Raw genomic sequence first — 18316 nt, forward strand, 5'->3', positions numbered from 1 at the left:
ACGCCGGTTCGCCATCACAGCCGCGCGAGCAGAGGGCCTGAAGACCCAGGCAACCGTCAGTATTGGTCTTGCGGCACCGGACTGCCACGACCTCGCCGAAATGCTCGCAAGCGCTGATGGCGCCCTGTACCGCGCAAAAGCCCTTGGTCGGAATCGCGTCGAGACCGCAGTCCCAAACGAAATCCCCGCTGCAACCTTGAGCCGTTCCCTTGCATCTTAAGTCAGTGATAGCGGTGGCTGGCGCGTTCTAATTCGATGTCGCGTTTTCGAACGAGAGCGCCATCGCTCCAGAGCAGTCAGTCAATCTGCGCGAGCGGCTGGACTATTGCGGCTCTTCGCTGCCGAGGCATCATCCATAAGAAGCAGGATCTTACGAACCAGGCAGCTTGGCTCGGCAGCATGTGATACGATAGGATCGAGCGATACCTGATCTATGCGCGCTGGAATATAGATGAACGAAATATGGATTGCCGCCATGATATTCGTGTGCCTGTCGGCCGCGTCTAACGGAGCGATGGTTCTGTCCCCGAAGATGCCCGCCCGGCACCGCGACGATGAGACAAACGCGGTCGTCCGGCTTGTTGCCAACATCTTCGTTGTAATGTCGTCATTGGTTTTCGGCCTTATGATCAACTCGGCCAAGAACACCTACGAAAGCATCGATACCAGCGTCCATGCTTTCTCGACCAATATCATCCTACTCGACCGCTCGTTACGGACGTACGGCCTTACAGGCAGGGAGGCCCGAGACAGGCTTCAGGACTACCTGGTGCATGCTGTTGAAAATCCCGTCAGAGCTGACATGACCAAGCCTGATGATGCCGGGCGTGCGCTCGATGCGGTCGGAAACGCGCTCCTCTCAATCCAGCCGTCTGGAGACTTCCAGCAGAATTTGCTGATCGACATCCGGCAGCAGTATCACCGGCTGGTCGAACAGAGGTGGGGTATCGTGGAAAACGCTGAAGGTGCAATACCAATGCCGTTAATCGCCCTGCTGGCCGCCTGGCTCACGCTAATCTTCGGCAGCTTCGGTTATCGTGCCCCCCGCAATGCGATCGTGGTTCTGTCTTTTGCGGTTGCAGCCAGTCTGATTGCAACGGCTTTCTACCTGGTCCTGGATATGGACATTCCGTTTCATGGCACGATCCAGATTTCAGATGCCCCTCTGCGACGCGCTCTTGCGGAAGTGAAGTCCTGAGCGCACTCCAGATTTCGGCACAACCGCAGTTGGTTTAAAGGGATGATGGTGGCGCCGGCTGAGAGGATGACTGCTCTCAGTTAGGCGAAACGGTGGCCTCTGTGACCGACATGAGGGCGTAAAGGTGCCGTAGCGATACACGCATTCGCATTGATGGGTTCGAACCGCCGACCCTGTCGCTATATTCAAATTAAATTATCTAACCCAGTGATTACCTGCACTCGAACGGCCGGCATGGGCCGTGAGCGGTCTAATCTGTTCCGGAAACTCACTCCCTCGTAACGGCCAACTTTTTTCGGTCCACTTGCGGGCAAGACGTGCGGGACGTGGACATGGGCAGCGCATATCTTGTATTCTAACTGGGCCCGTAGGTGAGCGGCGGACATAAACGGAGGCCGCGATACACTTCTTGAACGGCCTCTTGCGCCGCACGCAGATCGCACTGGTGCCGCTCACGTCCTGGCCCGACGGCCCCGGGCCGGCGGAGGTTCCATTGCTTGCCGATGGCATGAACCCGATCCTACGCGTTGCAGACGATTGGCGCTTACCCCGTCACGAAACGCGCACGGAGGTCTTGGCGCGCTGCGGCGTTCTGCCCGATCCGATCTACAAATGGCCAGCGCTCGTCCTGAACGACGCCGAACTCCTGCCAGGTGCACTTGCGCCCTGGACGGCAAGCGCCTTTGAGCGCATCCCACCCCAGTTCCCGATTAGCCGTTTCACCGCCCTTGCGTGGTTCGAAGACGACGCGCACGCCAACCTTCGGCGCGTCGCCGACAATCTGACGGCATCGCTCGGGCCCACGCCGGTCGGTCAGCGATGGAATACCATCGTCGCCGCGTGGCGGTCGGGGCTGGCTGAGGTCTCGCTGACAGCCTGGCCGCCGGAGTGGCAATCGCAAGATCTGCAAAACCCGTCCGAGGATCGCGACCCTCGCCTCAGGACCGCCTGCCACGTGACGCTGACGACGGGCTTCCGCCTGCCTCTAAGCGCAAGAGAACGAGAATGGGTGACAAGCTCCGTGCCTCTCGCATTCGAGGGGGATGTCGGGATAGAGCGCATGGCNGCGATCTTTCCGTGGCCGACAATATCGCTTTGGCACTGCAGGCCCGTCAGGGCCTGCCACGTGACGCTGACGACGGGCTTCCGCCTGCCTCTAAGCGCAAGAGAACGAGAATGGGTGACAAGCTCCGTGCCTCTCGCATTCGAGGGGGATGTCGGGATAGAGCGCATGGCACAGGCTGGCCGCCTTGCGCCGGGCGAGACAGAACTCGAATATGTGCGCGACCCAGAAGACCTGGTCGAGGACCGGCGGCGAATGCTTGGGCTGTCAGCAGACGGCGAAGCGCTGATTGTGGTTTCGGATCAGCTCTTCGTCATGCACCGCACCGAAATTCTGCATTTGGAGGTCATTCGTATGACTCCGGCCAAGGGCGGGGGCGGCTCGTCGCTTCATGCCCATTGTTACACGCATGCACCCGGCGCGGACAACCAGTCTGTGTTCCTGGCGCAGCACAGCGATCCNCCGGCCAAGGGCGGGGGCGGCTCGTCGCTTCATGCCCATTGTTACACGCATGCACCCGGCGCGGACAACCAGTCTGTGTTCCTGGCGCAGCACAGCGATCCGGACGGCATGACGGCGCTTGGGCAAGAACTCGGCGAGCGGCTCGGTTGTTTGGTCGAGGTCAGCCCCTACTACCCGGATTGCTGACCAAGTACGGATGACGGCTGAGACCAGCGTAGATAGCATTGCCGGAGTGAAACGAACAGAAGCGGGCTCGCTACTGGAAGGCAGCAGGACGGGCGCATACCGGTCCAAGACTGGAACCAAGTGGCGCGAAGGAGTGCTTGACCGTTTACGACGGCTGGGCACCTTGGAGCTTCTCGTCCTCCTCCCCATCTTGCCGGTCGCAGCGGAGGCGCACGAGCGCGGTTACGCCGAAGCAAAGATCGCCTCGCCCGCACGCACTAGCCGCGCGGGCGTCCGTCTCGCCTTTTCCTGTTGGTGAACTGCCCCGTCGCGGCATGCTGGTCACGACCGGCAACGTCCTGTCGCCGCTGGCTCGCTGAATCGTCATTGATCTCGACCTCATGACGATCCGGCAGGCAACGACCCGTCTAGCCGATGCGGGAGGGCCGGTGGAGATCGAACGCGAACGCACCGACGCCATTTCGGAGGACGAGCGGCGCAACGTGATTGCGTCCGGGAACGAGGTCTGGATCATGCCGGATCCCGATCCGCCAATGATCGGGGAGCCGACTGACCAACTGTGCAGCGTCGCCCTGTTCGATGGCGACGACGTCCTGCAGGAGGTCGGCTCCGATTGTCCAAGACCACGTTTCGTCGCAGTGCTGGAAGCGTTGGCGGCGTCCGCCAACCGGCGAGCCAATTCGCAGGGGCATGCGCCGGCTCCTCCTTCCGCGGAGGCGTCGATCGGCTCAGCGCACAGCGATCCCGATGGCACGCTGGTCCTGCGGCTGCGAGCCGAAAGCGAAGACGGGTCCGTTGTCGGACATGGTGAGTTGCGCTACCAACCGAGTAACCAGAACTATGACCGTGTCCTGCGCCATTTGGGACCGATCCCGCCGGGTGGTGAGGTTCTTGTTTTACCGTTTCCACCACGCTGGCCAGACGAAGTTGCGTCGCCTCAGCGACCAAGGTCGTAGGTCGCCGTCGCAATCACCTGGGCGCGGNATGCTCGATATCGAGGCGCTGAACGATGAGGTTCTTGTTTTACCGTTTCCACCACGCTGGCCAGACGAAGTTGCGTCGCCTCAGCGACCAAGGTCGTAGGTCGCCGTCGCAATCACCTGGGCGCGGTCACGTCGTGCACCCGGCGCGTCGGCACGGCTGAGGACCAGCGCCAGCTTTGGCTCCTCGCGCAGTCGGAAGAAGGTCGAGACCATGCCCTCTTGGCGCTCCTCGCCGATGCGCTCCCAGCGATCAGAGAAGTCCGGCGAGACGGCGATGGCTTCGGCCGCCGGCTGGAAGTCGACCCCGCCGCCGCCCGTGATGTGGCACATCGGAATGTCGCGCGAGACCACCAGCGCGTAACCCTCGTTGGGTCCGGCATTGATCCGCCAGTAGCGGTTGCCGCGTCGGAGGGGCTCAGGGGGGAGGAGCGGCTCGGGCAGTTTCTCGGTCTCGTACACCGCGCTGCCAAGATCGATGGCCGCCAGGAAGCGCGTCGGATCGTTCAGCCAGCTTGACGGGTCGAGGACCCAAGTCTCGCAGCCGCGCAGTGCGCCCTCCAGACCGCTGCGCAACGGATCCGCGACAGGACCATCTTGCGCCGATGCGGATCCGGAGATGGCAAGTAGCATCGCGGAGGCGAGCAGCAGGCGGGACAAGCGTTCCATGTCGATGCAACACCTCATGCGCAGCATTATCGGTTCTCCAGACCCTTTGAGGCGCGCTCGGTTCTGATCATGTCCGCTTCCCGACCGATCTGGTCTCGAAGGCCCCTCAGTCCTGCCCGCATCCGCTCGTGTACAACCGGATCCAGCGAAGGATCGGGATAACGTGCGTCCCAAAGCAGCACGGCGTCGATCGTCCGCTGGAGCTTGGGGATATCGCCGAATGCCCAATCATTGACGGGCGGCCCGAGTGTCTCGAACAGCGACGAGAACAGAGCGGGTTCGCCGCTCGGGTCCAGAGCTGGGCTGGCGTTCAGGCGTGAGCGCCAGCGAAGTTGTCCGGCATAGAACCAGAACGTCGCCTCATCACCGCTGCCCGCCTGCATCAGGGGTGCCGCACGCAGCATGATTTCGCTGGGCAGCGCGTTACCCGCGGTCTCGGCACCTAGCGGCAAGGCCGGCTCCTCTGCGAAGGCAGGTGAAGGACCAAGAAGAAACAGGGCTGCCGCAGCAAGGTGCGGGAAGATGGTGCGATAAGACATGCGGCGCGGTGGCTCTCTACGGCTTCTGTCGATACAGGAGAAACGTGAACGGCAGTCTAGCGGGTGGACGAGCAATTGTGCACGCCATCAGCTAGGCGGGACGCAAATCCGCATGTCGCAGCTCCATCGTCGACGATGAACGCGTCCAGCCACCTCGCGACCCTCAGTCGCACAGCATTTTCACTGAGCTTTGTCAGCGCCAAACTCACCGTTAGTTCCACTAACCGGCAATAGACAAAGCCGTCCGCCTCATGAGCCAGCGCACCCCTACCCTCCTTCGCAGCTTGAGTTTCAGCGGCAAGCCATCCGTACTCTCTTGAGAACTTGCTTAGGCCGCGAGACGCGGCGGTGTCCCAGAGGCTGCTTTCTTCAAAACCTCGAACAACACAGCGAACCGTCGGTCAGCTTTGGCTAACACGCTTGCGTCCGCAATCGGTAGTTCGATTACGCCGTGGAGCGAACGAGCGAGATTTCGAGCCGCCTTCCGTAATGCCGGAGAAGCCAAAGTGCCGGCCTCCCCAATCTCCATAGCGATTGCATACATCTGCCTATGGCTTTTTGCTTCGATAGCCGCAGCAAGCCATAATCTCGGGTGATCGTTGGTCATAAGCCACTGTACGCCCCAATCCGAGAATGGTTGCAGTCGTCGCAATACGTAGTCAACCTCACGTTAACCAATACATCGAACGCTCATCCACGAGACGCGACTCCTACCATGGCAGTCACGGCAATCATAAGCACGGTTACCCAGACCATCGACGTTGATAGCCCCTCCAACGCGAGCAATGCACTTGCAAATACGACGCCGATTGCCTGGGAAGTCCGCAGAAGCGCGAAGATTTCCGGTCGTCGTTCAGGAGGGGCAAGAGCGTCCAGAGCGAGTGAGTAGTAGGTGCCAAGAGGGGTGAGCACTGCACCTATGAGCAGCGTTCCAGCAATGGTTACCGCCATCGAATGATTGGCTGCTGCGAGCGCTAACCCACAGGCCATCACGGCAAGCTGAACAAGCACGACCTTTCGCGAAGCGATGCGGTTTCGGACGCTTATCCAGATGCCTCCGGCGACGGACGCGATGCAGAGCGGTACGGTGAACAGGATGGCGAGAGCGGGTTCGTAACCAAAGTTCAGTGCCAGCGCCACGGCTCCGATTTCAATGACGGCGACCGTTGCGCCACCTCCTGCTGCACACGCGAACCACATGAGCACTTCCGGGGTAAAAACTGTCCCGCTGAATGTCGGAGGTTCATCAACACGGTGCACAGCAGTCCATGGAACAAAAATCGCAGGCAACGACCCAAGGATCATCAGCGCAACGAGAGAAAATATCGGTGAAAAAGTCGAGAGCCCGGACGCCGCTACCGGGGCCATGACGAAGGTTACCTCATTCAGCGTCGACGCAATCCCAAGCGCTCTTGGTAGTCGCGTGGTTGGGACGAACTGGTTTAGCAACGATCGCAGATAGCCATATGCTGCGCCGTTGACCAAGCCTGCCACCCCCGCGAACAGCACCAGCCATGCGAACGGAAGGTGATATTCTGCGCCGATAACAATCGCGGCTAGAGCTACAGCGCGAAAGCAGACCAGTAGCCTGAACACCGTCGCGGCCGATAGGTTCTTCCCGGCTCGCGCCAACGGGACAGCGCCGACCATCTGCGCCACCGTCATGGCTAAAATCATGGCTGCGCCGCCCCTTGTATCTCCAGTAAGGCTGAGCGCGACGAATGAAAAGGCGACAGGTCCCGCAGCCTGCGGCACTGTCAGCGTGGCCGATGAAGCGTACCAGCGGACAAGCGCCCACTTTTTCGGTCGTTGGCTGTCGTCGAGGACGGTGCTTCCCTGTTCCGATGTCTCCACTGGACTGACCACGCTAATGCGTAGCCGATAAGTCGACCGCAGTACGCAGTCCATCGACTGCCTCTGAGACCCGGACGCTTGCTTCAGGTTGTAGCCCCAGAACTGGACGGGGCGGCTCGAAGCTTCCTACCCCAACTATCTTCGCGATTGCGTACATAACACGAAAGCTTCCGAACTCCTTGAACAGAGACCACAACGGTTCGAACGCCCTGTTGACGCGCTCCGCTCCCTCAATGTCGCCGGATTGAGCAGCTCTGGTAAGAGCCAAAGCCTCCGATGGCAGAAGCCCTGCCACAACGCTGTACCAGGCGTCGGCTCCTGCCAGCAGCGCGTCGGCAGCACCCCAGTCCCCGCTATAGCCAGTCGCAAAAGTAGATGCCGTGTTACGTCGGATAGTGGCCATCTCGGAGGAGTAATCCCCGTTGGCGGGCAGCGGCATCTTGATCGCCACGATGTTTGGAACCTTGGCGAGCCTCTCGATCAGTTTAACGCTAAACGTGAATTTCGTGGTGCTGGGGTTGTTGTAAATGCACAGGGGAAGCTGTCCGACGTCAGCGACTGCCGCGTAGTGCTCGTAGACTTCCTGCTCGGTAAGAGGCGTGTAAGAGACGGGAGCAAGGAGAAGGCCATCCGCCCCTGCCTCTCTGGCATCCCTCGCCAACGCCTGAGCCTCGTCTGTCCGAAGCGCACCGACACCGACGATGACGGGTATCGTCCCCCCGACCGTCGCCAGCGCGGTTTCCACGGCGCGGCGTCGCTGATCACGAGACAAGAACGCGTATCCCCCGGTGCTGCCGAGAAGTCCGATGGAATCCGCGCCCGCTTCCTGAATACGGTTCAGAATGATCGCCAATGCTGACGTATCGACAACGCCAGCCTTGTCAGTTGGAGTGATGGGAAATGCCGACAGGCCTTGAAACAGGGTCATCAGGTTTCCTTCGTTATGAGCGCGAAAGCAGGAGCTTCTTGCTTGCCGCTCCATACAGGACTGCGAGGGTGCCCTCGATCCAGCGACGGGCGCGACGGTAGATACGGATCATCGGCGCGGTCGAGAACAGCAAAGCGTAACCGCCGATGATGGTTCCTTTGCTTGAAATCAGACGCGACTTAGCAGCTTGAACGCGATCAGCCACATGACGCATCCGATGACGAGAACAGCAAAGCGTAACCGCCGATGATGGTTCCTTTGCTTGAAATCAGACGCGACTTAGCAGCTTGAACGCGATCAGCCACATGACGCATCCGATGACGGCTTCGAGAATGCGCCAGGACAACGGTCGGGAAAAGAGAGGCCTCAACCATATCGCGCCGTATCCAAGGGAAAAGAAGAACAGGAAAGACCCTGTCACCGCCCCAGCGGCGAACTCAAATCGGTGTTCGGGAAACCGTGTCGAGACTGTCCCGAGCAGCACGACCGTATCGAGGTAGACATGTGGATTCAGCCATGTGAGAGCCAGGCACATTGCCATCGTTTTTGCAAAGCTGGTTGAGAGGCTATCACTAACTTCCAACGCGCTAGAGCCTCTCAACGCCGACATGAAGCTTTTGGCGCCGTACCAGATCAGAAAAGCAGCGCCGCCATACCGCATGACAGGATCGAGCCACGGCAGAACTTCCACGATCTGCNCAACGCCGACATGAAGCTTTTGGCGCCGTACCAGATCAGAAAAGCAGCGCCGCCATACCGCATGACAGGATCGAGCCACGGCAGAACTTCCACGATCTGCGGCAAACTGGTGACGCCCACGACGATGAGGATAGCATCGGAAAGGGCACAGGCCAGGCATACCGCGAAGACGAATTCGTTTCGAAGTCCCTGCCGCAATACAAATGCATTCTGCGCACCGATGGCGACGATCAGGCTTAGCCCTACCGTCATTCCGGTGAAATAGGTCGAAAAATCCATCTGGACTTGCTCAAATGTAGATGAGGTCGGAGCGAGATAGACCCACGAGCCGGATTAGGCTAATTAAACCCGCTAACCTCGGTTAAGTGAAACTAATGATCGATTACTCTGCGCTTCGTGTTCTGCTGGCTGTCGTTCAATCCGGCAGTTTCGAAAAGGCAGCCGCTGTGATGAACGTCACGCCCTCGGCAGTATCGCAACGCATCAAGCAGCTAGAAGAACGGGTTGGAGCAGCGCTTGTAGTACGCGGCTCTCCCTGCGTGGCGACAGCAAAAGCCGAACAGCTCTGTCGTCACATGGAAAACGTCGGCATGCTGGAGCACGACCTGCTTGAAGGACTGCCTTCGCTGGCTGACAAAGACGACTTTCGACAACGCGTCACCATAAGGATCGCCACCAACGCCGACAGTCTCGGGACATGGTTTTTGGAAGCCATGTCAGAGTTTTCGAAATCGTCGAGCTACCTTTTGAACATCTCAGTCGATGATGAAGATTACACTGGAGATTGGCTTCAGCAGGGGAAAGTCGTCGCCGCTGTATCAAGTTCGGAAAGGCCTATATCGGGCTGTCGGCGTTTTCCGCTTGGCGCACTTCGATATTACGCGACCGCTAGTCCGCAGTTCATTGCCAGCTATTTTGCCGACGGCGTCACACCGGAGGCGTTGGCCAATGCGCCGACGCTGACGTTCAGCCAAAAAGATCGACTTCAATCGCAATGGGTTCGCCGCACACTCGGTACTGACGTTCATTTGCCGACTCATTGGATGCCGTCGACACAAAGCTTTCTCGACGCCACGCTAATGGGTATGGCGTGGGGGATGAACCCTGTCTACCTCGCCAGAGACCACTTGTCAGCTGGTCGCCTCGTTGAGCTAATCCCAGATACCCCTGTGGATATTGCCTTATATTGGCACATCAACCGGTTGGCAGCGGATCGCCTTGCTAAGTTGACATCGACAATCGTGGATGTTGCCAGGCGCTCTCTTGCTCAGGCGGAGTGAGTGCTCAGGCCGATTACAGACATCGTTGAGCCCAACGCCTTGAACCAATCCGAACCGACGACCAGTCAGTTGATCGGCATCAAGGTACTGAAGCTAGGTGATAATCTTTTTCATATCGGGCGACGACGAATGAACAGTTCGGATCTTATCCAAGGTCACAAGATCGCGGTGCGAACGCAAAAATGGTGGCCGGCTGCGATGAAATCGACATTCCGGAAACTGCTACCTTGTCGGTACTGGCACTCGCAAGCCAGCCATTCATTGGGGAAACAAGTACTCCCCCAATCGAAGCCGATATGGTTACTGCGGGCTCACAACGAGCATCATGCTCAAGTAACACTGTCCGATAGAAACCTCGCAGTTACGTTCGCAATCCATGAATGGCTTGTCGAACCCAATCGAGTCTCCGTTGCGGAATAAGCCCGTAGTTGTAAAAGTTAATGCCATCGGCGCCGCCATCGATTGCCGCTCGTGCGCGCGCCGCAAGTGCCTCAGCCGAGGTGACTTCGGGATAAAACACCCGAAATCCGGCTCCGAGATACTTTTCTGGTCCGAGAGCAGTACGACCGGCCTGCATCAGGTCTGACACGGCGTCCGGCTCCATGGAGTAGCAGCACAGAATCGCACCGTCGCAGATCATGCCGACTGCGGCGAGATCGACGCCGCCGAGCCAGCCGTCTTTAAGGTCGATGAGAACAATGCGCGTTGCCGGATCGGCCGCGGCGCGGATCTCCGCCACGAGGCTCGTGACCGGCTCCGTACGCCAGCTGAGGTAACTATACAGGTCGGGCCAGGCACGGAAGGCATCGATGCCCTCCGCCGGGAAACCGGGAACCTGCGCCTCCGGCACCTCCCGCTCGCAAAGCTCGACGATAAACCGCTTCACCGTGTCGCGTGCTCCTTCAACCGCAACACCCGCCTTTTGCGCCCGCGCCATGCAATGATCACAGAAGCAGAGAGACATGAAAAAGTCATCCTCCGGCAAAAGCCCGACGCCGTCTTTTTCGTGATGATACTCGTGCGCGAAACCCATGAAACTCGGGCTTTCGAGCTCCACCATGTCGGGTTTGTAGCTCTGCGTAATCTCGGCGACCATAGTCACGACATAGTCGCGGGCGGCCGGGCTCGACGGGCAGAGATTGTAATAGTTGGCGTTGCCGAAGGCGTTGCGCGTCACATGTTCCGGATGGAGCATGCCGAGGCGCGTGTTGTGCAGGCAGACTGTCCAGCAGGAAACTTTTATGCCGCCGGTCGCCCGTGCCTGCTTCAGTGCCGCCAGCATGTCGCCGCGCTCGGTCACATTCTGGGCCATCAGCGGCCGGATTTCCTTTCCGACCCAGGTCGCGTCCTGCGGACGATAGTAGACCGTACCGTCTTCGGGAAAATATGCCTTCTGAAGCGGACTGCGCGGCTGGAGGAACCGCCCCGCATGATAGGAGGTCGCGAGACTGATGCTGTTGAGACCGGCGCGGTCTCGCAGTTCGGCGGTGGCTTCGACAAGTCCCTGGTCCTGAAGGTCCCAGGGATAGGTCCACATGGAAAGATGCATGGCGCTGCCTTTCGTCCGTTGAAATGAAGTCCACAAGGTAGGATCGAATGGCCCAGTCAGCCATCGATCGGCTCGGCCACCTGAATGAGGCAATCGCCTGCCTGGCTGTCGCAATGCAACCGGCTCGAAATGACGACGCCGCCTTCGGCAAAAAGCAGCGCCTCCTCAGGTTGATCCAAACGCTCGAGGTCGTGATACCAGCCTGCAATGTCCCCTTGAAGGACGGCAGCGCCGAGCCGGACGGCCGGCTCGAACCAGCCGCGTCGCTCCGCATAAATACCCTGACTATGGCGTGACAGGGACAGCAGTTGCAGGGGACCCGGTGCTGGCAAAGGTTTTCTCGACAGGATCGGCCCGTCAACGATCCCGAGTGTCAGCAAAAGGCGGTCGATGGCGCAAGCTGTAAACGCCATGCTATCCGGAGTGACCGTTCCACCGCCGCCAAATTCGCCCGAGAGCCCGATCGCGCCGGCACGGCTGGCGGCACCCATCGATGTCGGCGCGGACTGACCATTGTCGGCGATAAAGGCATGGGAACCGCCCATGGCGGCTAGAAGTTCGGCCGAGCGCCTGAAGCGAGCGTCATCCGCCTGTCGCTCGATCAGGGTGCAGGGGAGATGCGCCATGGATGTGCCGCCCGAATGAAGATCGAGGACAATGTCGTGGAAGGGAAAGAGCTGTGTCTCGAGAAAGTGCGCTAGGCGCGCTGTCGGCGTGCCGAAGGGATCGCCGGGAAACGCGCGGTTGAGATTGCCGCCGTCAAACGGCGAGCAGCGTTTTGCCGCCATGACCGCCGGCACGTTGGCAATTGGCAGGATGGTCATGGCACCCCTGATCTTTGACGGCTCGAGGTGCCGGATCAGGCGCGCCAACTGAAGTTCACCTTCATACTCGTCGCCGTGATTGCCTGCCATAAGCAGGATGCTCGGCCCCTCGCCGTTCTTCAGGCGCAGGACGGGAATACGGATCTGGTAGTAGGGCGAACGGTCGATCGAAAAAGGGATCGCGAGAAAGCCGGCCTGTCGGCCCTCTTTCGCAAGATCGATCGGATTGACGAGGCCACTGTGCATTTTGTCTCCAGTCTAACAGCGCAAAAAGTGGGCGCGCCGCGGCGTATGTTGAAGGTCGACCCATGCGTTCAAGACGCTCGGTCATTCCGCCAGGCGTCGAGTCTCCGACGAAAGAAATGTCGGTACCGAAACCGGCACCCTACGATCCTCAACCAAAGCTCGTGAGATAGGCATGCCTCACGCGATGATCGGGGCCGAGCCCATAGACGACGGCATGTCGGTCGAGGCAGGTGCAGGGATGCGAAATGCCGAACGCGATGACGTCGCCGACAGCAACCGTGCTTTGCGCGCCTACCCGTATGAACGCGTGCTGGTCATTGAGCCGCAGCACCTCGCATCCCTCCAGATCGGCCCGGCACTGCCCGTCGCGATAAAGCGCAAGCGGTCGCGGCAGACCTTGATCGTTGGCGACATCGCGCAAACCCATGGCGCAGATGGCAAGTCCGGTTTCCGGGCAAGACAAAACTTCCGCCCAGATCCTGAGCGCGGGAACGAAGGCCGCAGCTGCGGACTGCACCAGGCCGTGCCGGACATAGCCGCCGCGGGCATCAAGAGCGGCAAGCCCGCGCTCATAGATCCCGTGATCGTGGAAGAAGATGGCGCCGCTGCGCAAAATTAGGCGGCAGCCCGGATCGGCCGCCACCGCATCGGAGAGCCCGGCAACCACCATGTCAAAAAAACGGAGCCCCCCGCAGTGAGGATCAGGGGGCGCGCGTCGGCGAGGCGCCTCCGTAGCAGGACCAGAAATTCGGACGTCATTTGCAGAAGCCCGCGGATGCGCTCCGCCGTTTCCCGGGCGTCGCTGGTTGCCGCTGCACCTTCATAGGCAGCAATGCCTGTCAGACGGAGCTTTGGCGTTTCCGAAGCAAGAACGAGATCCAGGATATCCAATCCGGCCTGCACCGTTCGCGCGCCTGCCCGGCCGGCACCGAATTCGATAAGAAAGCCGAGCGCTGGCAGGTCGTCGCGTTCGCTCCAGGCCTGGCGAAGAGCTTCCACTAACTCACGCGAGTCGACGAAGATGTGAACTTCCGCGTCCGGGAACCCGGCCAGCAGCGCAGACAGCCGACGCGCGGCCGCAACCCCGCCGATTTCATTGGCAAGAATGAGCCGTCTCCGGCCCGCATTCAGGAACACGCTCAATTGGCGGATGTCGGCAACCGTTGTTCCCCATGCGCCGGCCGAAAGCAGCGCCTCTGCCAGTGCCGGTGCCATTGGAGTCTTGGCATGCGGAGCAATCTCGACACCATGGTCCTTCACAAAGCCCATCATCGCCTCGATGTTGCCGGCGAAGGCCGCTTCATCCAGCGACATCAGCGGCAGTCCCATAAGACCGTCGTAAGGCTTCCAGTTCTGTGAGCCGATCGCCTCAAGCGGCAACGGTGGGTGTCCCGGTGGAAAGCCACGGACACGGTCGTCGAGGAGAGGAGTGGACGTGGTGCTGAGGGTGGCGTCAGACATGGTTTTCTCTCATGGCAGGCGTTTCGACCTCGGCAAGGCCGAGCCGGTAGGTGTTGTTGGCAGTGGTGAAGAACAGCGATGTTTGCTCATCCAGCGACAGCGGTTCGGCGGCGCGGCGGAACACCTCGTAGACCTCGTCGAATGTGGCGTGAAGGCCGGCAACCGGAAAATCGCTGGCGAACATGCAGTGGGCAGCGCCGAAGCTTTCAAGGCAGTGCTCGATGACCGGCCTCAGGCTTTCGAAGCTCCAGCCGTGGTCATAGGCGACCAGATCGGAAATCTTCAGGCGGATATTGGGCTCTTCCCCGAGAGACGAGAGGCCGTCTCTCCAAAGAGCCATCCCCTCCTCTGTCCGATCCGCCGGACTGCCCCCGTGGTTCAGGACGAAAAGCGTCTCCGGAAAGCTGCGAACCAGATCGCAGGCCTCATGCATCTGCCAGGGATAGAGCATCAGGTCGAAGACCAGGCCGAGACCGGACAGATGCGAAAGCCCCAGACGCCACTGCGGATCACTCATCCGCCCGGCATGCGGCGCAAAGCTTTTGGTGGCATCCGGATGCCAGCTGACGATGTCGCGTATCCCGACAACGCGCGGATTGGTCGCTTCGGCCTCGATCTTGATCCTCGCTTCGGGATCGTCCAGCCGGACACGGGCCACATAGCGCTCCGCAATGCCGCCTGTGTGGTCGAGTGTGTCGAGCCACGCGCTCTCCTCCAGCGGATGACTGTCCGACCAGCCTGCCTCCACATGAACGGTGGCCACGATATTCTGCCGCGCGGCATCCCTGGCATAGTCCGTGACGCCGTAGTCCCGCAGCAGGGGCGACATCTGGCCGAACACCATCTCGCTTGATGCACCAAACTTCTTTTCCAGCCAGGGATGGCGCTTGAGGCCGAGATCCCAGAGATGATGATGCGGGTCGATCACCGGTCCGTCATAGCGCGTCATCGGCGTGCCTCCCTGCCCGAGATCAGCAGCAGGCCAAGAATGAGGGACCCGAACATGATCGAACGCCAGCCGGGCGAGGCGTTGACGACCGTGATCAGTGCCGTCGTGGTGACCAGAAGGAGGGCGCCGGGAATGGTCCCCGCATAGGTACCGCGCCCGCCGAGGATTGAGGTGCCGCCGAGCACGACCGCCGCAATCGAAGTGAGCAGATAAGGATCGCCGATCCCCACATAGCCCTGCCGGTTCATGCCGAGCAGAAGAATGCCGGCAAGCCCAGCAAAGAAGCCGGAGAGCGAGTAGAGGATGAGCGTATTGCGCGTTAGGCTGACGCCCGACAGGCGGGCGGCGAGCGGGTTGGCACCGAGAGCGAGGAAGCGTGCACCGATCGGCATGCGATGGATGAGCATCAGCACGACAGCCGAGACGACGACCCACAGAACCACACCTGCAGGGACCCCGAGAGGTCTTGTCTGGCCGAGTAGGATGACGGCCGGGTTCTGGACGGTTACCGCGCTGCCGCCCGCAACAAGGACGAGAACGCCTTGCAGAAATGTCGCCATGGCCAGTGTCATAATGATCGGCGGTACCCTGAGAACCGCAGCGCCGAGCCCGTTGAGAAAACCGATGCCGATCGCGATGGCGAGTGCCAGGACGACGCCGACCAGTCCCGTCGGATCCCAGGCCGGCGACAGAAGCGGCAGCAGGATGGCAGTGACGGTGATCACCGCGCCCACGGACAGGTCGATGCCGCCCATGAGGATCACCAGCGTCTGGCCGGCAGCAGCGATGCCGATGACAGATGCAAGCTCCAAAAGGTAGCGCAGATGCCCAAAGGCACCGAAACCGCGCAGCGTGAGACCGGCAACTAGCCAAACGAGCGCAACGAGTAGGAACGTCAGAAGTGGCGGATTGCGAAGTATGGTCTTCAAGAGGCTCATCGGTTGGTCCTCCAGCGTCCTAGTAACTCAGGTACGGCCACGGCTCCGACGATGATGAGCCCTTGCGCGACATATTGCGCGACCGGAGGGAAACCGAGAAAGAACATGACGTTGATCATGACTGACAGCAGCAGGCTGCCGCAGACCGCCCCCCGCATCGTTCCCTTGCCGCCGAGAAAGCCGACACCGCCGAGAACCGCCGCCGCGATAGAGTTCAGGGTAAAGGGTGTGCCAATTATGGGATCGCCCGAACCCGTCTGAGCCGCCACGAATAGCCCGGCAAGCGCGGCAAGAAGACCCGACAGCGCGAAGGAGACGATCTTTACGCGATCGATCGGCACGCCGGACCGATACGCGCCAACCGGATTATCCCCCGCGGCATAGATGCCGAGCCCGAGGGGGGTAGCGAGGAAGATTTTCCAGAGGCCGAGGATAAGCACCAGCAGCAGGAATGCCATCGGCGTATGGCCCGCCAGCAATGTGGAGAGCCATTCCGGCACGAAGCCGCCCGGACGCGGCAACATGATAAGAGCGACGCCGGAAATAATGAAGGAGCCAGCCAGCGTGACGATGATCGCCGGAAGGCGCAGAAGTGCAACGATTGCGCCTGTTGCCGCCCCGATGCAAAGACCGGCAGCGGCGACCGCGAGAAATCCACCAAACGTGCCGAGGGGTCCGCCCATGGTCGTTGCGGCAATGACAGCGCCCAGACTGACCATCGGACCAATGGCAAGGGTAATGCCGCCGTTCAGCATCAGCAGCGCTTGCGCCATGGCAACCAGTGCTAGCGGAAACCAGTTCTGCGTGAATTTTGAAAACCCGCCGACCGACAGGATACCGGGAAAAAGCACGGCATAGAGGATCAGAAAAGCGGTAACGACGATGTACAGGCCGAGAAGGCCACGATTTCGCCGGCGTTGCACGGCGCGGTAAAGGCTCGATGAGGTTGCAAGGGTCATTGGGCAACCTCTTCTCTAACGATGCGTGTCTCGCCATCGGCCTCGATCCCCATCGCGGCGCCGACGATCGCTTCCTCCGTGATCGCGTCCCCGCGCAACTCCAAAACGACCCGGCCTTCCCGCAGCACGAGCACCCGGTCGCAGAGATGAACGAGTTCCGGCGTATCCGAGCTTGCAAGGATGACAAGACGGCCCTCGCCTGTAAAACGCCGCAACATCTTGTAGATTTCCCGCTTGGTCTCGATGTCGACGCCGCGCGTGGGATCATTGAGAAGCAGGACGCCAGGATCCAGCGGAAGCCATTTCGCCAGAGCGACCTTTTGCTGGTTTCCACCAGAAAGCGCCTGGACAGGTCGCGCCACGTCACCCTTGATCATGAGCTGGCGGGCAAGATCGCCGATCATGTCGGCCTCAGCGCCCCGGCTGCGCAGACCCCGGCGCGCCAGCTTGGCGAGCGACGGCAGGATGATGTTCGAGGCGATCGAATGCGTCAGCACAAGACCTTCATGCTTCCGGTCGGCCGGCACATAGACAATGCCCGCGGCATTGGCGGCGGCAACATTGTTCGGAAGCCCGGATTGACCATCGATCTTCGTCTCGATGGATCTCGCTGGAATGGCACCATAAAGGCCGAGAAGAAGATCCTCCTGCCCCTGCCCGACCAGCCCTCCTATACCGAGGACTTCTCCGGCGTGCCCGAGAACATCGGCGTCGCGCACAATGCCGGCGGAAAAGCCCTTCGTGCGGAGGCGAAGAGGGCCCGGCACGATGTCTGGACGAGGCGGAAAGAGTGCGCCGGTTTCGCGACCAACCATCAGCCTGACAAGGCCTTCCCCGTCGATGCCATCGAGCGACCGGTCGGCCGTGATGCCGCCGTCCTTCAGAACTGTGACATGCGAGCAAAGCGCGCGGACTTCGTTCAGCCGATGGGAGATGTAGAGGACGGCCACACCACGGTCCCGCAGCGTAAAGATGACGTCAGCAAGAACGCTGGCCTCATGGGCAGAAAGGGATGATGTCGGCTCGTCCAGGATGAGGACGCGTGGCTTGGCAAAGAGTGCCTTGGCTATCTCGACCATCTGGCGACGCCCGAGTGACAGGCTCGACACTGGCGTATCGAGCGGCTCTGTGACCCCGACCAGTTCGCAAACATCCCGCGCTCCACGCGCAAGCGCGCGGTAGTCGATCAGGCCGAACCGCTTCGGATAGGCACCCAGCCCGATGTTCTCGGCAATCGACAACTGGCTGGCAAGGCTTAGCTCCTGCTGCACGACACCGATCCCGGCCGCCCGCGCCATGGACGGCGACAGCCGGGCCACGGCTTTCCCGTCGATGGCGATCGTGCCCTCGTCCGGCGTCAGGGCGCCGGACAGAAGATTGATCAGGGTGGATTTGCCGGCTCCGTTTTCGCCGAGCAGGGCATGCACCCTGCCCGGCTGAAGGGCGATATCGATGCCCTTCAGCACCGGGTTGCCGAAAAACCCCTTGAAAACCCCGCGCGCCTCCAGGATCGGCCGAACCTCTGTCACGTC

14 protein-coding genes and 4 pseudogenes are annotated in these 18316 nt (G+C 60.6%); 4 read left to right on the top strand and 14 right to left on the bottom strand.

The genetic code is table 11. The annotated features are described in order from the left end of the window. The 3 genes and pseudogenes from ASG19_RS24320 to ASG19_RS24440 all read left to right on the top strand — a co-directional run. A pseudogene (locus ASG19_RS24320) lies at positions 1-220 on the top strand (hypothetical protein); the annotation flags it as partial. Positions 221-625: 405 nt separating this feature from the next. After that, positions 626-1198, top strand: coding sequence for a hypothetical protein (locus tag ASG19_RS13535; protein WP_244476166.1), 573 nt, complete (start codon positions 626-628; stop codon positions 1196-1198). 2091 nt (positions 1199-3289) lie between these two features. Continuing rightward, positions 3290-3865 carry a hypothetical protein gene (locus ASG19_RS24440; RefSeq protein WP_062458139.1) on the top strand — a complete coding sequence of 192 codons (576 nt, stop codon included), beginning with the start codon at positions 3290-3292 and terminating at the stop codon, positions 3863-3865. 108 nt (positions 3866-3973) lie between these two features. Here ASG19_RS24440 and ASG19_RS13555 read toward each other — a convergent pair whose 3' ends face one another. From ASG19_RS13555 to ASG19_RS24450, 7 genes and pseudogenes are all read right to left on the bottom strand, one after another. Next, positions 3974-4585, bottom strand: coding sequence for a hypothetical protein (locus ASG19_RS13555; protein WP_062458141.1), 612 nt, complete (start codon positions 4583-4585; stop codon positions 3974-3976). Then, a complete protein-coding gene (locus tag ASG19_RS13560; RefSeq protein WP_062458144.1) occupies positions 4585-5097 on the bottom strand; it encodes a hypothetical protein in 513 nt (170 codons plus the stop codon). The genes ASG19_RS13555 and ASG19_RS13560 overlap by 1 nt, the downstream gene beginning before the upstream one ends. A 690-nt stretch (positions 5098-5787) precedes the next feature. After that, entirely contained in the window at positions 5788-6951 is a 1164-nt protein-coding gene (locus ASG19_RS13570) for an MFS transporter (protein WP_062460332.1), read from the bottom strand. Positions 6952-6964: 13 nt separating this feature from the next. Then, positions 6965-7879 (bottom strand): dihydrodipicolinate synthase family protein, encoded by a 915-nt coding sequence (locus ASG19_RS13575; RefSeq protein ID WP_062458149.1) that lies wholly within the window; start codon positions 7877-7879, stop codon positions 6965-6967. Positions 7880-7892: 13 nt separating this feature from the next. Next, positions 7893-8033: pseudogene (locus tag ASG19_RS13580) on the bottom strand (LysE family translocator); the annotation flags it as partial. Positions 8034-8147: 114 nt separating this feature from the next. Beyond that, a partial coding sequence (locus ASG19_RS24445) for a LysE family transporter (protein ID WP_244476167.1) occupies positions 8148-8577 on the bottom strand: 430 nt, incomplete at its 5' end. 1 nt (position 8578) lies between these two features. Continuing rightward, a pseudogene (locus tag ASG19_RS24450) lies at positions 8579-8860 on the bottom strand (LysE family transporter); the annotation flags it as partial. 92 nt (positions 8861-8952) lie between these two features. Here ASG19_RS24450 and ASG19_RS13590 point away from each other — a divergent pair. Beyond that, complete coding sequence (locus tag ASG19_RS13590; RefSeq protein WP_062458155.1) at positions 8953-9858, top strand: LysR family transcriptional regulator ArgP; 906 nt, start codon at positions 8953-8955, stop codon at positions 9856-9858. Positions 9859-10219: 361 nt separating this feature from the next. Here the strand turns inward: ASG19_RS13590 and ASG19_RS13595 are convergent, their stop codons facing one another. The 7 genes and pseudogenes from ASG19_RS13595 to ASG19_RS13625 all read right to left on the bottom strand — a co-directional run bounded on the left by ASG19_RS13595 (position 10220) and on the right by ASG19_RS13625 (position 18313). Beyond that, a complete protein-coding gene (locus tag ASG19_RS13595) occupies positions 10220-11407 on the bottom strand; it encodes a hypothetical protein (RefSeq protein ID WP_062458159.1) in 1188 nt (395 codons plus the stop codon). A 56-nt stretch (positions 11408-11463) separates the two neighbouring features. Continuing rightward, positions 11464-12477: a succinylglutamate desuccinylase/aspartoacylase family protein gene (locus ASG19_RS13600; RefSeq protein ID WP_062458162.1), complete on the bottom strand. Its 1014-nt coding sequence runs from the start codon at positions 12475-12477 to the stop codon at positions 11464-11466. A 148-nt stretch (positions 12478-12625) separates the two neighbouring features. Further along, a pseudogene (locus ASG19_RS24680) lies at positions 12626-13938 on the bottom strand (alanine racemase). Further along, the gene (locus ASG19_RS13610; protein ID WP_062458165.1) at positions 13931-14887 is read right to left on the bottom strand and encodes an amidohydrolase family protein; all 957 of its coding nucleotides are present in this window, start codon (positions 14885-14887) and stop codon (positions 13931-13933) included. Before ASG19_RS13610 ends, ASG19_RS24680 begins: the two are co-directional and overlap by 8 nt. Beyond that, complete coding sequence (locus ASG19_RS13615) at positions 14884-15825, bottom strand: ABC transporter permease (RefSeq protein WP_062458168.1); 942 nt, start codon at positions 15823-15825, stop codon at positions 14884-14886. The genes ASG19_RS13610 and ASG19_RS13615 overlap by 4 nt, the downstream gene beginning before the upstream one ends. Beyond that, a complete protein-coding gene (locus tag ASG19_RS13620) occupies positions 15822-16784 on the bottom strand; it encodes an ABC transporter permease (RefSeq protein ID WP_062458171.1) in 963 nt (320 codons plus the stop codon). The genes ASG19_RS13615 and ASG19_RS13620 overlap by 4 nt, the downstream gene beginning before the upstream one ends. After that, positions 16781-18313 (bottom strand): sugar ABC transporter ATP-binding protein, encoded by a 1533-nt coding sequence (locus ASG19_RS13625; protein ID WP_062458172.1) that lies wholly within the window; start codon positions 18311-18313, stop codon positions 16781-16783. Before ASG19_RS13625 ends, ASG19_RS13620 begins: the two co-directional genes overlap by 4 nt. Positions 18314-18316 lie beyond the last annotated feature (3 nt).

This window comes from Rhizobium sp. Leaf306, from assembly GCF_001423425.1.
GTDB lineage: Bacteria > Pseudomonadota > Alphaproteobacteria > Rhizobiales > Rhizobiaceae > Neorhizobium > Neorhizobium soli.

Excerpts from the sequence above, each read along its gene's own strand:
- ASG19_RS13535 (WP_244476166.1), top strand. The coding sequence starts at position 626 with ATGATCAACTCGGCCAAGAACACCTACGAAAGCATCGATACCAGCGTC.
- ASG19_RS13575 (WP_062458149.1), bottom strand. The coding sequence starts at position 7,879 with ATGACCCTGTTTCAAGGCCTGTCGGCATTTCCCATCACTCCAACTGAC.
- ASG19_RS13600 (WP_062458162.1), bottom strand. The coding sequence starts at position 12,477 with ATGCACAGTGGCCTCGTCAATCCGATCGATCTTGCGAAAGAGGGCCGA.
- ASG19_RS13560 (WP_062458144.1), bottom strand. The coding sequence starts at position 5,097 with ATGTCTTATCGCACCATCTTCCCGCACCTTGCTGCGGCAGCCCTGTTT.
- ASG19_RS13615 (WP_062458168.1), bottom strand. The coding sequence starts at position 15,825 with ATGAGCCTCTTGAAGACCATACTTCGCAATCCGCCACTTCTGACGTTC.
- ASG19_RS13555 (WP_062458141.1), bottom strand. The coding sequence starts at position 4,585 with ATGCTGCGCATGAGGTGTTGCATCGACATGGAACGCTTGTCCCGCCTG.
- ASG19_RS13590 (WP_062458155.1), top strand. The coding sequence starts at position 8,953 with ATGATCGATTACTCTGCGCTTCGTGTTCTGCTGGCTGTCGTTCAATCC.
- ASG19_RS13610 (WP_062458165.1), bottom strand. The coding sequence starts at position 14,887 with ATGACGCGCTATGACGGACCGGTGATCGACCCGCATCATCATCTCTGG.
- ASG19_RS13620 (WP_062458171.1), bottom strand. The coding sequence starts at position 16,784 with ATGACCCTTGCAACCTCATCGAGCCTTTACCGCGCCGTGCAACGCCGG.
- ASG19_RS13595 (WP_062458159.1), bottom strand. The coding sequence starts at position 11,407 with ATGCATCTTTCCATGTGGACCTATCCCTGGGACCTTCAGGACCAGGGA.
- ASG19_RS24440 (WP_062458139.1), top strand. The coding sequence starts at position 3,290 with ATGACGATCCGGCAGGCAACGACCCGTCTAGCCGATGCGGGAGGGCCG.